The sequence below is a fragment of the Rhizobium sp. AAP116 genome, from assembly GCF_001295785.1.
In the GTDB taxonomy this organism is placed as follows: domain Bacteria; phylum Pseudomonadota; class Alphaproteobacteria; order Rhizobiales; family Rhizobiaceae; genus Allorhizobium.
In genome coordinates this window covers 1-13979 of the sequence record NZ_LJIB01000020.1, presented here as the reverse complement: position 1 = coordinate 13979, position 13979 = coordinate 1, and the positions used below count along the sequence as shown (strand labels likewise).

Sequence of the window (13979 nt, the reverse complement as noted above, 5' to 3'; positions counted from 1 at the left end):
CGGGAAAGTGAAAGCGGCCCATATCGACAATACAGGTGCCTCTTATGTAAGGAGGGCCGCAGTCGGACGCTGCCCGCGAATGCGCTGGCAATCCGTTCGAGGACAAATGTCCAGGGGCCGCGCATCGTGCTTACTATTGCCAGAAATCTCATCGTCGCCATTACGCTCGCCGGGCTTGTGCCCGCAGTGTCGCTTGCTGACGACAAGGTCCCCTCGGGAAATCGCAATGCCGAACAGCCGGCCATTCCCGGCGCCTCCGTGCGGCGTACCAAAGCGGGCAAGACCAGCTTCGATCTGAAATATGAAAAGGTCCGCGATCTCCTGAAGACGGACTCGAAGCTGGTGGGCAAGCTCAAGAAGACGGCCGCCGCCTATGGCATTGCGCCCATCCATATGGTGGGTGCCATCGTCGGCGAGCACACCTACAATGTCGACGCCTATGACAGCCTCCAGAGCTATTACGTGAAGGCCGCATCTTACGCCGGCAACAGCTTCCGATTCGGCTACAAGGACGAGAGCATTGCCGACTTCGTCGGCCGGCCGGAATTTGCCGAATGCAACGGCTATTCTGACTCCTACCGTCTCTGGACCTGCCGTGAAGATGTGTGGCAGGATCGCTTCCGCGGCAAATCCGTCGGCGGCAAGTCCTATCCGAACAATCGCTTCAGCGCCGTGTTCTTCCAGCCCTTCTATGCGGGTCAGACCTTTGGTCTGGGGCAGATCAATCCTTTGACGGCCCTCATGCTGTCGGATCTCGTGCATCAGAAGTCCGGCTATGCCCGGCTCGACGAGAACGACGCGGCGGGCGTCTACAAGGCGATCATGGATCCCGACATCTCGCTCGCCTTCATGGCAGCGGTCATCCGCAAGTCGATTGACGACTACAGACAGATTGCCGATGTCGATATCTCGGGGAACCCGGGTGTTACGGCGACGCTTTTCAACATTGGCGGCTCGCAGCAGCGGGCCCGTGCTCTGGCGGCAAAGCGGGCGAGCGGTGCGGCGAATTGGCCGGAAGAGAACTATTACGGCTGGCTGATCAATGATCGGCTGGACGAGTTGGAGTCCCTGCTCTAATTCCTCTAGGGGGGCTCCAACCCTTCGAGGGAGCATCACATGGACGCCAGTCTGCGCAAATCGACTTTCGAGCCGCCGGCGCCTGTGCCGCGGACGGTCCCGCCCAGCCGACTGGAAATCATCCGCACAGTGCTGAGGAACCCGCTCGAACTTTGGGGGCAGCCGTCCTACACCTGGCCCTGGATCGTCACTCGCTTTTTTGGCCAGACCACCATCATTGCCAATGACCCAGGTCTGATCCGCCACGTGCTCGTCGACAACGCCTCGAATTACGAGATGTCCGAGATCCGCCAGCTTGTCCTGCGCCCCATTCTGCGCGATGGCCTACTGACGGCCGAAGGTCCCGTGTGGAAACGCTCGCGCAAGGCCATGGCGCCGGTCTTCACTCCTCGCCATGCCCGCGGCTTCGCCCGCCAGATGCGCGAGCAGAGCGAACTTTTTCTTGAACGTTACGAAGCGGGGACCGAGGGCGTCGTCCGCGATATCGCCGTCGACATGACCGAACTGACTTATGCGATCCTTTCCGAAACTCTCTTCTCCGGCGGGATCGTCTCCGAACAGGGCGATTTCGCCAAGGATGTCGACGATCTCCTGCACAGCATGGGACGGATCGATCCGCTGGACTTGTTGAAAGCTCCGAGATGGATCCCGCGCCTGACCCGAATCCGGGGTCTCGGCGTCTTGCGCAAGTTCCGCGAACTCGTGCGACGGACGATGGATCACCGCCGGGCCATCATCAAGACGGATCGGGAGAACGCACCGGACGATTTCTTGACATTGCTTCTCGAGCTGGAAGGACCTGACGGTCTGACCTCGGAAGAGATCGAGGACAATATCCTGACCTTCATCGGGGCCGGGCACGAGACGACGGCGCGTGCCCTGGCCTGGACCTTGTATTGCGTGGCCCACTGTCCGGATGTCAGGGACGCAATGGAGCGGGAAATCGATGAGGTCATAGCGTCCGGCGCCGATCCGGTCGATTGGCTTGAGCAGATGCCGCATGTGCGAGCCTCTTTCGAAGAGGCGATGCGGCTCTATCCGCCGGCGCCCTCAATCAACCGCGATGCGATCGCCGACGATCGCTATACGGCGCCCAGTGGCGAGACCGTCGAGATTGCGAAGGGCGCCACTGTCCTTGTCATGCCCTGGACGCTGCATCGCCACGAGCTTTACTGGGACAAGCCACGGATCTTTGACCCCTCCCGCTTTCTGCCAGGGGAGCGCGAGAAGATCGGCCGCTTTCAGTATCTGCCATTTGGCGCCGGTCCACGCGTCTGCATCGGCGCCACCTTTGCGTTACAGGAAGCCGTGATCGCGCTCGCGGTGCTGATGCAGCGATATCGTTTCGCGACGACGCCGCAGACGAAACCCTGGCCGGTTCAGAAGCTTACCACCCAGCCGGCTGGCGGCCTGCCGATGCGGGTCACGCCGCGCAAGCCGTAATGCGGCGTGTTCCTGCCGCTCCCTCGCTGGAAATCGCACTAAGCCCTGTGCCATAAGGGATGTGTCGCCGTAGTGGCGGGGAAGATGGGGAAGACTGCGTGACATCCGATTACATGCTGGGCATCGATACCGGCGGCACCTACACGGACGCCGTGATCTACAGCGAGACGCATGGGATCGTCGCCAAGGCGAAGTCGCTCACCACCCGGCACGACCTGTCGATCGGCATTTCCGGCGCGCTTGAAAGCGTGCTTGCCGAATCAGCAATTGATCCCTCGGCGATCGGCCTCGTCTCGTTGTCGACGACGCTCGCGACCAATGCGCTGGTGGAAGGGCAGGGCGGCCGCGCCGGTCTGATCATGATCGGGTTCGGGCCAGACGATATGAAGCGCGATGGCCTGGCCGATGCGCTTGGCAATGATCCGGTCCTCTTCATTGCCGGCGGTCATGACGTTCATGGCACCGAGACACTTTTCGACCAGGCGGCGCTGGAAGCAGCACTGCCCGAGCTTTCGGCCAATGTCTCATCCTTCGCGATCGCCGGTTATTTTGCGGTTCGCAATCCGGCGCACGAGCAGCGGGCGCGCGAGATCATTCGCCGGCATTCCGGCCTGCCCGTCACCTGCAGCCACGAGCTTTCCTCCAAGCTCGGCGGGCCAAGACGGGCACTGACAACCCTTCTCAATGCCCGCCTGGTCTCGATGATCGACCGGTTGATCGGCTCTGCCGAGCGCTATCTCGGGGAGCGCGGCATCCATGCGCCACTGATGGTCGTGCGTGGTGACGGCGCGTTGATCTCGGCAGCCGAAGCTCGGTTGCGACCGATCGAGACCATTCTCTCCGGTCCCGCCGCGAGCCTCGTCGGCGCACGCCACCTGACCGGCCTTGATGATGCCGTCGTGTCCGATATCGGTGGCACGACGACCGACGTCGCCGTCATGGAGGCCGGTCAGCCGCGGCTTGATCAGGATGGCGCCGTCGTCGGCGGTTACCGAACCATGGTGGAAGCAGTCGCCATGCGCACCTTTGGCCTTGGAGGCGATTCGGAAGTCCGCTTTGACGACCGGGGCCTTGCGGCGAAGATCGACCTCGGCCCACGCCGCCTTGTCCCCTTGAGCCTTGCGGCAGCCCTGCATGGAGCGTCCATCACTGACGTACTCGAGCGCCAGCTCCGCGCGCCACATCTCGGACGTCACGATGGGCGCTTCGCGGTCCGCACCGGCGTCCCGGATCATCTGGCGGCCGGTCTCCAGCCGCAGGAGGCAGCACTCTTTCAAAAGATCGGCAGCGTGCCGCTTCCCCTGGACCAGCTGATCAGCTTCACCCAGCAGAAGGCGACACTCGACCGTCTCGTCGCCCGTGGCCTCGTGCATCTGTGTGGGCTCACGCCATCCGACGCCATGCATGTCCTTGGGCGTCAGGGCCAATGGGATCGCAAGGCGGCCGAACTCGGCATGGCGCTGGCGATCCGACAGAAGGATGGTTCTGGCCAGCCGATCGCGTCATCGCCGGAAGTGCTTGCCCAGTTGATCGTTGATCGCCTGACGCGCCAGTCGGCCGAAGTCATTCTCTCCGCAGCGCTTGCCGAAGATGGCCTTGCCGACATCGAGCCTGCGAAATCGGTGCTGATCGATCGCGCGCTCAAGCGACAGGCGGGTATCGCCCGCTTCAACCTCTCGCTCGACCGGCCATTGATCGGCCTCGGTGCCTCGGCCGGCGTCTACTACCCGGCGATCGCCGAGATGCTGGCTTCCGATGTCGCCGTGCCTGCGGATGCCGATGTGGCCAATGCCGTCGGCGCTGTCGTCGGGCAGGTGCGCAGCAGTGTTTCCGTCACTGTCGGATCGCCGGAGGAGGGGCTTTTCATGATCACCGGCGGCGGCGACAGCGAGCGGGCGACGGATGAAGCCGTTGCCCTGGAAAGGGCGAGGGCAAGGGCGACCGAACTCGCGCGTGCAAGGGCCGAAGCCAGTGGTGCTGTGGATGTCGTGCTGATCATCCGGGAGGAGCTCGATGCACCTGAGATCGAGGGACGCCGCAAGCTCGTGGAAGCGCGGATCACGGCGACGGCCTCGGGTCGCCCCAGGACTGCACGCGGCTGACTTTCGAATTTGGAAACAATATTTCGTATTTATGACGGATTGACTGCTAATCGGTTTCAGCCATGCTGCGTGCCAAAGCCAGTCCAGTAAGAGGAATGACGTCATGACATCTATTGAAGCTCACGGCCTTTCGATCGACAAGCGCCTCTACGATTTCATCGTGACCCAGGCGATCCCGGGAACGCAAGTCGAGGCCGATGCCTTCTTCGCCGGCTTCTCCCGGATCGTTCACGACTTGGCGCCGAAAAACCGCGCCTTGCTCGCCAAGCGGGATGACCTGCAGGCCCAGATTGACGCCTGGTATCGCAAGAACGGCGCGCCCGCCGATCTCGCCGCCTATGAAAGCTTCCTGCGTGAAATCGGCTATCTCCTGCCCGAGGGCCCCGACTTCAAGATCGAGACGGCCAATGTCGATCCGGAGATTTCGTCGATCGCCGGTCCGCAGCTCGTCGTGCCGGTCATGAACGCGCGTTATGCGCTGAATGCCGCCAATGCCCGCTGGGGTTCGCTTTACGACGCGCTTTACGGCACGGATGCAATTTCCGAGGCTGATGGCGCGGACAAGGGCAAGGGCTACAATCCGGTTCGCGGTGGCAAGGTCGTGGCGTGGGCGAAGTCCTTTCTCGACCGGAGCCTGCCGCTCGCCGGCGGCAGCTGGGCTGACGTTACAGGCTTCGACTTTGAAAACGGCGCGCTCTTCGTCGAGACCGCCAGCGGCCGGACAGGCCTTTCCAGTCCCGACCAATATGTCGGCTTCAAGCGTGAGAGCGAAAAGGCATACCGCCTCTATTTCCGCACCAATGGCCTGCACACCCTCGTCTTCGTCGATCCGGACAGCCTGATCGGCAAGGACGACCCCGCCGGCATCGCCGATGTCGGGCTTGAATCGGCACTCACCACCATCATGGACTGCGAGGATTCGGTCGCGGCCGTCGACGCTGAGGACAAGATCGCCGTCTATTCCAACTGGCTCGGCCTGATGAAGGGTGACCTGACGGAGGAAGTTACGAAGGGCGACAAGACCTTCACCCGTTCCCTGAACAATGACCTCGAACTGACCGGCGCTGACGGCGGTGAGGTGACACTGCCGGGCCGATCCCTGATGCTCATCCGCAATGTCGGTCACCTCATGACCAATCCCGCGATCACCGACAGGGACGGCCATGAGGTGCCGGAAGGCATCCTGGATGCCGCGATCACCGCTCTCGTCGCGCTGCATGACATCGGCCCGAATGGCCGCCGGAAGAACTCCCGCGCAGGCTCGATGTATGTCGTGAAGCCGAAGATGCATGGTCCAGAAGAGGTCGCCTTCGCCTGCGAGATCTTCTCCCGCGTCGAAGAACTCGTCGGCATGGCTCCCAACACGATCAAGATGGGGATCATGGACGAGGAGCGCCGCACCACCGTCAATCTCAAGGAGTGCATTCGCGCGGCCGGAGACCGCGTCGTCTTCATCAACACCGGCTTCCTCGATCGCACGGGCGACGAAATTCACACTTCGATGGAAGCGGGCCCGATGATCCGCAAGGGCGACATGAAGCAGGCCGCCTGGATCGCAGCCTATGAAAACTGGAACGTCGATATTGGCCTTGAATGCGGCCTGTCCGGCAATGCCCAGATCGGCAAGGGCATGTGGGCCATGCCGGATCTGATGGCGGCCATGCTGGAGCAGAAGATTGCCCATCCGAAGGCCGGGGCCAACACGGCCTGGGTTCCGTCGCCGACGGCAGCAACGCTGCACGCCACACACTATCACAGCGTCAATGTCGCGGGCGTTCAGGAAAGCTTGAAGTCACGGCCGCGCGCCAAGCTGTCGGATATTCTGTCGGTTCCGGTCGCGACGCGTCCGAACTGGACCCCGGAAGAAATCCAGCGGGAACTCGACAACAATGCCCAGGGTATTCTCGGCTATGTCGTCCGCTGGATCGACCAGGGCGTCGGCTGCTCCAAGGTGCCGGACATCAACAATGTCGGTTTGATGGAGGATCGCGCCACGCTCCGCATCTCCGCCCAGCACATGGCAAACTGGCTGCATCACGGCGTGGTGACGGAAGAACAGGTCGTCGAGACGCTGAAGCGCATGGCGATGGTCGTCGACGACCAGAATGCCACTGACCCGGTCTATGTGCCGATGGCGAAGGATTACGACGGCTCGGTTGCCTTCCAGGCGGCGCTTGACCTCGTGCTGAAGGGCAGGGAGCAACCGAACGGCTACACCGAGCCGGTTCTCCATCGTCGTCGCATCGAACTGAAGGCACAGTCTGCGGCCTGACAGCCGGCCTTTGGCGAAACGAAAAGCCCCGCCGGATCGCTCCGGCGGGGCTTTTCGTATTCTGCGTTGGTGCAGCTTACTGCTGAACCACGACCTTGGAGTTCCGGCCCGGCTTGACGCGGTTGTAGAGGTCGATCACGTCCTGGTTCATCATGCGGATGCAGCCCGATGAAGCAGCCGTTCCGATCGATGCCCATTCCGGCGTGCCGTGCAGGCGGAACAGCGTGTCCTGTCCCTTCTCGTTGAAGAGATACATGGCGCGGGCGCCGAGCGGGTTGCGCAGGCCGGGTTCCATGCCCTTTTCGACATACTTGGCGACTTCGGGCTTCCGTTCCGCCATTTCCTTCGGCGGATGCCAGGTCGGCCAGGCCTGCTTCCAGGCGATATAGGCCTCACCCTGCCAAGCAAAACCCTGCTTGCCGACGCCGATCCCATAACGGACCGCTTTGCCGCGCGGCAGCACGTAATAGAGGAAGCGCTCGCGCGTGTTGACAACGACCGTGCCGGGTTTTTCCTTGGTCGCATAATCGACAATTTGTCGGTGAAACTTCTTGTCGACTTTCTGGATCGGAATCGCCGGCAGGGCATAACCTGCATCCGTTACCGAACCATAGGTGTCGCTGAAGATCTCGACCTTGGTGGTTTCGGCCACTTCGGCCTTGTCGCCGGTCGTCGTTGTGCAGCCCGCGAGGCCTAGGGACATAACCAGGCCAAGCGCGGTCAAGATGTTGCGGAAGCGCATGATAAAGCTCGTGGGTGATGGCTGAGAGACGGTCTTGTGACCATCTTTGATTATGGTTTATTTTGAATTAATCTCGGCGACGCAAGTGCCGTACTTCCGCCGAATGTCTTCGGCGCTGCAAAATGACTCCGCATTGCTTTTTTGCAACAGACTTGAGCGTGCGGAGCGGAGTTGTCCATGACCTTAGTCTCTGTCGCAGTAAACAATCCCTTAATCGACGGGCGGCAGTCGGATCGCGCCATGATGATTCGGCGTGGTGTCCAGATCCTTCTGGCGGAGATGCGTTTTGCCATCCTGCCGGAACTGACGCTCTCCAATGGACGTCGTGCTGACCTGATCGCCCTTTCAGACAAGGGCGAGATCTGGATCGTCGAGATCAAATCCTCGGTCGAGGACTTTCGCGTCGACCGGAAGTGGCCGGATTATCGTCGCTACTGCGACCGATTGTTTTTTGCCACCCACGCCGGTGTGCCTCTCGAGATCTTCCCGGAAGACTGCGGCCTCTTTCTATCGGATGGGTATTCGGGCCACCTGTTGCGGGACGCACCCGAGCACCGCCTTCCGCCTGCAACGCGGAAGTCGGTTACCCTCGATTTTTCGAGGACTGCCGCCCAGAGGCTCATGGCCGCGGAATGGGCGGCCCAGCTCAAGTCTGTCTGATTACTTCGGGGCGCGTTTGGCCAGTATGCGCTGCAGTGTCCGGCGATGCATATTGAGGCGACGAGCTGTCTCGGAGACGTTCCTCTCGCAGCTTTCGTAGACGCGCTGGATATGCTCCCAGCGGATCCGGTCGGCCGACATCGGGTTTTCGGGGATCTCGGCCTTCTCGCCTGGTCGTTGGGTCAGTGCCAGATAGACATCGTCGGCGTCTGCGGGCTTCGCCAGATAGTCGAGCGCCCCGAGTTTGACCGCGGTAACGGCCGTGGCGATATTGCCATAACCTGTCAGCACGATGATCCGTGTGTCGGAACGGCGCTCCCGGATCGCCTCGATGACGTCGAGCCCGGTTCCGTCACCCAACCGCAGATCGACCACGGCATAGGCAGGTGCTGCTTCCTTGACTTTCGCCATGCCCTCAGCGACGGAGCCGGCGAGCTCCACCGTGAAGCCGCGGCTTTCCATGGCGCGCGCCAGGCGACGCAGAAACGGCGCATCGTCATCGACGATCAGCAGCGAAGGGTCAGGGCCGAGATCGTGACTGCCCGCTGCTTGCGTGCCGGCGGCTGGTTTTGCGACCTGTGATGCTGCGTCTGCCATCTTCTCGTTCCTGCGACTGTTCCAAAAACTTCGCTGCCGACCTTATGCGTGCCAAGACCCTACAGGTAAAGTCATAACGACGTGTCCAATTCCATGTATTCACGGGGCCAGATCACCATGACGCGCGCTCCGGACCCTTCCGGGCTGCGATTTTCGAAGCGAAGGCTGGCTCCGGACCGTTCGAGCAGTGTCTTTGCGATAAACAGCCCAAGGCCGAGACCCCCGGCGCGCGTTTCATTCTGCCTGCTTGTAACATAGGGCTCGCCAATTCTTTGCAAGACCCCCGCGGAGAAACCGGCTCCGTCGTCTTCGATCGTGACGGTTACCTCGGCGGCTGTATGCTCCACGCTGACCATGACTTTGGACTTGGCATAATCGACCGCATTCTCGAGCAGGTTGCCGAGACCATAGAGAATGGCGGGATTGCGGGTCCCGACTGGCTCGAGTGCCCGGTCGGACAGCTCGATCAGCTCAACCTTCACCCCGAATTCCCGATGCGGCGCAATGACCTCCTCCATCATCGAGGAGAGCGGCAGCTCGCGCATGTGGGCTTCGCCTTCCGTGGCGAGCGAGGTCAGGCGGCGCAGGATGTCGCGGCAGCGCTCGCTCTGGCTGCGCAGCAGCTGCACATCCTCCCGGTAGCGCTCGTCCTGACCAAGGTCCCGCTCCATCTCCTTGGCTACCACGCTGATCGTTGCCAGCGGTGTACCCAGTTCATGCGCAGCCGCTGCTGCGAGACCATCGAGCTGATGCAAATGCTTTTCCCGCTGCAGGATGAGTTCGGTCGCGGTCAGGGCGTCGGCAAGCAGGGTCGCTTCCTGGGAGACGCGATACGCATAAAAGGCGGCAAAGGCCGTCATCGAGACAATAGAGCTCCACATGCCGAGCTGCAGAAGCGGGTGCACCTCGAGCGTGCGACCCTCGAACCAGGGCAGGGGATAGGGTGTGAACGCAAGCAGGGTGATGAAGGCGAGCGCGGTTACAAAAAGCGCGATCGAGTGACGGCTCGGCTGCGACGCAAAGGAGATGATGACGGGAATGCAGATCAGCGGCGCGAACGGGTTGTTGAGCCCGCCGGTGATGAAGAGCAGCGCACCCATCTGGAAGAGATCGAGCGCAAGCACCGCAAAGGCTGCCGCCGGCTCCAGGCGGTAGGTGGGCGGGAAGGCCACCGACATCAACGAATTGGCCGCAGCCAGTGCGGCGATCAGCCCCAGACATGTCACGAGCGGCAGGGGAAATTCGAACCAGAGCGCCACGACCAGAATGGTCAGCAATTGCCCCGCCACGGCCACCCAGCGGAGCTTCACCAGGGTTTCGAGACGCAGGCGCCGGCTGCTCGGACCGAATTTGGCTGCCAGATCCATGGTCATCACTATTCCCTGTTCTGCCGCGCCATCAGGTTCCGCGGGGTTTCGCTCGTGTCGTGGGATCTGCCGCAGCAGGGTCCTCTGGCCAGGGATGCTTCGGATAGCGACCACGCATGTCGGCGCGCACATCCTTCCACGATCCGGTCCAGAACCCCGGAAGATCCCGTGTTGTCTGAATGGGTCGATGGGCGGGCGAGGTCAACTCCAGAAGCAGTGGCAATTTGCCGCCGCCGATCGTGGGGTGCGTCTTCAACCCGAAAAGCTCCTGCACCCGGATCTGCAGGACAGGCTCATCGCCCTCGTAGCGGATCGGATGGGATTGTCCGGTCGGCGCGGTGAAATGCGTCGGGACGAGCCGGTCGAGCTCCCGCTGCGATCCTCCAGGGACCAGCGCCATCAGTCCGTCATGCAGGCTGCCGGCACCGATCTCCTGAAAGCTCGTCACGCCCGACTGGAAGGGCACGAACCAGTCGTCCAGCCTCGCGATGAGACCGTTATCGCTGGTATCCGGCCATGGCTCGCCGAGGCTTCGGTAAAGAAAGCCGAGCCTCTGTCGCAACTGAGCCGCCGCCTTCGAGAAGGGCAGGGCGGCGACACCCAGAAGGCGGACCCCTTCGGCAAGTGCTCTGGCAGCATTGTCTCCCTTTGGCTTCGGCAGGGGTTGTTCGTCGAAGATGATCGCCCCCAACCGTGTCACCCGTCTCGCCCGCACCTGGCGGCTCGCCGTATCGAAGCCGCTTTCCTCCGACGTCGTGATAGCCTTGGGGAGAAGTGTCTCGATGTCGCCGTGTGAGGTTTCCGCTGCTGCGAGCACACGCCCCTGCGCCGCCTTGCCGGTCAGATCGGCGATGACAAGCAGCTCTGCCCCCGCAAGACGCTCGGAAGCGTGGATCTCCGCGCCCCGGCCATTGGCCATCACGAACCGGCCACGCCCGCCCCGTTGGCGGGCGATCCTGTCCGGGAAAGCATGGATGAGTAGACCCCCGGCGGAGACAGGTGCATCGGCATCATCCCGGTGCTTGAGACCGGAAGATAGCCGTTGCGCAAGGTTGCGGGCGTTGCGGGCCCGCTCGCCGCGATCCCGGCGGAACTGCCTCAGTCGCTCATCGAGATCGAGATCATTGCCGCCCAGTCCTTGTTCGGTGAGGAGAACCGCCAGCTCTGCGGCGGCCCGGGCGTTTCCATGCTCTGACGCGCCAAGCACCATGGCAGACAGCCGGGGTGGCAGTCCGAAATCCCGCATGCGTCGCCCCTTGGCGGTCAACTGCAGCTTTTCGTCGAGCGCCCCGAGCCCGATCAGCAACTGGCGCGCCTCCTTGAGGGCAGCCTCAGGCGGCATGTCGATGAGAAGGAGCTGGCCTGGATCCGCAACGCCCCAATGGGCAAGGTCCAGCGCAAGACCGGAAAGGTCGCTCGACAGGATTTCCGGTGGCGTGAAGGCGGGAAGGGCTGCTGTCTGTCCAGCATGCCAGAGCCGGATCGCAATCCCCGGTTCCGTTCGCCCCGCGCGACCGGCCCGCTGGTCGGCGGAAGCTCGGGACACCCGGACCGTTTCGAGACGTGTGATCCCTGTCGATGCTTCAAACACGGGAAGCCGCTGCAACCCGCTGTCGATGACCACGCGCACACCGTCGATGGTGATCGAGGTCTCCGCGATCGATGTCGACAGCACGACCTTGCGTTTGCCCGGTGCCGCCGGACGGATCGCCGCGTCCTGGTCCGCCTGGCTCAGCACGCCATAGAGAGGTGTGATGACGACATCCTGCCCGATCCTGTTTTCAAGCCGCTCGACTGTCCGCCGGATCTCCGCCTGTCCCGGCAGAAAGACGAGGATCGATCCCGTCTCGTCCGACAGAGTCTTCAAAATGGTCGCGGTGACCGCATCTTCAATCCGCTCGTCGCCCGAGCGGTCCCGGTGGCGGATCTCGACCGGAAAGCTTCGCCCCTCACTGATGATGACAGGTGGATCTTCAAGCAACTGCCCGATGCGCTCGATATCCAGTGTTGCCGACATCACGACGATCCGCAGATCCGGCCTGAGCGCCGATTGGGCATCGAGCGCCAGCGCCAGTCCGAGATCGGCGTCCAGCGACCGTTCGTGGAACTCGTCGAACAGGACGGCAGACACACCGGTCAATTCCGGGTCGTCGAGGATCATGCGCACGAAGACGCCTTCCGTGACCACCTCGATGCGCGTCCGGCCACTGATCCGGTTGTCCAGCCGCATCCTGTATCCAACGGTTTCGCCGACGGCTTCGTCGAGCAGCCCGGCCATGCGGGACGCGGCCGCCCGTGCGGCGAGTCGCCGAGGCTCCAGCAGGATGATCCGGCCGTTGCCACGCCAGGGCTGGCCAAGCAGATGCAAGGGAACGATCGTCGTCTTGCCGGCGCCGGGGGGCGCCGACAGCACCGCCCGGTTGCCCTGCGCGAGAGCCATGCCGAGCTGGTCGAGACGATCGCTGATCGGAAGAAGCGGAAGCGAAGGTGTCACGAAGCTGCACTGTCCTGGCTGGCGGTCTCGTAAGCGAGGATCGCGCCGGCAAGATCCTCGAGCGCCGCGCCCACGGATTTAAACAAAGTGATGTCCTCGCCGCTCCGGCGCCCACCATGACCCTTGACCAGCTCCGCCAGTTCCCCCTGGACATGATCTCGGGAGATAGCGCCGGAAGCGATCGGTTGCAGGATATCGCCGGCTTCGGCAAAGGCACCGGCGCGTGTATCGACAAAGACGCGGGCCCGACGAACGGCCTCGTCATCGCTCTCGCGCATGTCTTTGGTGAAGGCGCCGATCAGGTCGAGATGGCTGCCAGGCTTCAACCACTCCCCCCGGATCAGCGGCGCACGCGACAGGGTCGCGCAGGAGATGATGTCGGCCTGGCGGGCCGCACTTTCCAGATCGGCGGCAACCTCGACGGCAAAGCCGAGCGCCCGGGCCTCGTCGGCCGCGCGCTCCGCTTTCTGCCGATCCCGCCCCCAGACCGAGATCGCCCGAATGGGTCGCACGCGGCTATGCGCTTCAATGAGATTGACGCTGAGCCGACCTGTCCCAACGACAAGCAGTCGGGACGCATCCTCGCGCGCCAAATGGCGTGCAGCGAGCGCCGAGGCAGCGGCCGTGCGCCGCGCCGTCAGTTCGCCGCCGTCGATCAGCGCAAGCAGTTCACCGGTCTTCCCGGAGGAGAGGAGATAGCTGCCGTGGATCGCAGGCAGTGATCGCAGATGATTGTCCGGGAAAACCGAAACCAGTTTCACGCCTATATAGTGTCCGGGTTGCCAGGCCGGCATCAGGAGCAGCGTCGCATCGGCTTCTCCGGTCACATCCACCGCATGATGGTGCCGGACTGGCATGACGCAGTCTCCCTGGAACATGGCGTCGAGTGCGGCAATGAGCGCGCTCCATTCAAGGCAATGGCTGGTCTGGTTTTGATCAAGGATAAGCATGCGAGCAGAACTCCGGGATGGGGATGTCAGACACTAGCAAGGCAAGACAGGCTTGCAAACGCATGGAGAGGGTCTGAAGCCGGGCAGGGGACCGCCAGACAACTATGGATTCCTGCTCAAATGGTGTCACTTGCCACCAACGATCCGCATCAACGGAAAAAAACATAATACATTCAATAGCATGTCGATTTTTTGCACTTTTGTGAAAACCGGCTGTTGACGGTTTGTGGGAGTGGCCGTATAAGCCGCTTCACCGAACGAGAGGCGGCGCCGAA

General features: G+C 62.5%; 10 protein-coding genes. 5 read left to right on the top strand and 5 right to left on the bottom strand.

Annotated elements, in window-relative coordinates:
- Positions 1–150 precede the first annotated feature (150 nt).
- The 4 genes from IP85_RS12300 to IP85_RS12285 all read left to right on the top strand — a co-directional run bounded on the left by IP85_RS12300 (position 151) and on the right by IP85_RS12285 (position 6894).
- Complete coding sequence (locus IP85_RS12300) at positions 151–1077, top strand: DUF1402 family protein (RefSeq protein ID WP_054150076.1); 927 nt, start codon at positions 151–153, stop codon at positions 1075–1077.
- Between the two features lie 39 nt (positions 1078–1116).
- The gene (locus IP85_RS12295; protein ID WP_054149975.1) at positions 1117–2520 is read left to right on the top strand and encodes a cytochrome P450; all 1404 of its coding nucleotides are present in this window, start codon (positions 1117–1119) and stop codon (positions 2518–2520) included.
- A 98-nt stretch (positions 2521–2618) separates the two neighbouring features.
- Positions 2619–4622: a hydantoinase/oxoprolinase family protein gene (locus IP85_RS12290; protein ID WP_054149974.1), complete on the top strand. Its 2004-nt coding sequence runs from the start codon at positions 2619–2621 to the stop codon at positions 4620–4622.
- A gap of 103 nt (positions 4623–4725) precedes the next feature.
- Complete coding sequence (locus IP85_RS12285; RefSeq protein ID WP_054149973.1) at positions 4726–6894, top strand: malate synthase G; 2169 nt, start codon at positions 4726–4728, stop codon at positions 6892–6894.
- A 76-nt stretch (positions 6895–6970) separates the two neighbouring features.
- Here the strand turns inward: IP85_RS12285 and IP85_RS12280 are convergent, their stop codons facing one another.
- On the bottom strand, positions 6971–7636 hold the full coding sequence (locus tag IP85_RS12280) for a L,D-transpeptidase (RefSeq protein ID WP_054149972.1): 666 nt from the start codon (positions 7634–7636) through the stop codon (positions 6971–6973).
- 177 nt (positions 7637–7813) lie between these two features.
- Here IP85_RS12280 and IP85_RS12275 point away from each other — a divergent pair, with 177 nt between their 5' ends.
- Entirely contained in the window at positions 7814–8296 is a 483-nt protein-coding gene (locus IP85_RS12275; protein ID WP_054149971.1) for an MmcB family DNA repair protein, read from the top strand.
- On the opposite strand, the gene IP85_RS12270 is transcribed toward IP85_RS12275, so the two are convergent.
- The 4 genes from IP85_RS12270 to IP85_RS12255 form a co-directional block, all read right to left on the bottom strand.
- Positions 8297–8893: an ActR/PrrA/RegA family redox response regulator transcription factor gene (locus IP85_RS12270; RefSeq protein ID WP_054149970.1), complete on the bottom strand. Its 597-nt coding sequence runs from the start codon at positions 8891–8893 to the stop codon at positions 8297–8299.
- A 71-nt stretch (positions 8894–8964) separates the two neighbouring features.
- Complete coding sequence (locus IP85_RS12265; RefSeq protein ID WP_054149969.1) at positions 8965–10266, bottom strand: ActS/PrrB/RegB family redox-sensitive histidine kinase; 1302 nt, start codon at positions 10264–10266, stop codon at positions 8965–8967.
- A 25-nt stretch (positions 10267–10291) separates the two neighbouring features.
- Positions 10292–12754 carry an ATP-dependent helicase HrpB gene (gene hrpB / locus IP85_RS12260; RefSeq protein WP_082347672.1) on the bottom strand — a complete coding sequence of 821 codons (2463 nt, stop codon included), beginning with the start codon at positions 12752–12754 and terminating at the stop codon, positions 10292–10294.
- Positions 12751–13704 carry an ornithine cyclodeaminase family protein gene (locus IP85_RS12255; RefSeq protein ID WP_054149968.1) on the bottom strand — a complete coding sequence of 318 codons (954 nt, stop codon included), beginning with the start codon at positions 13702–13704 and terminating at the stop codon, positions 12751–12753. The genes hrpB and IP85_RS12255 overlap by 4 nt, the downstream gene beginning before the upstream one ends.
- Between the last annotated feature and the right edge of the window lie 275 nt (positions 13705–13979).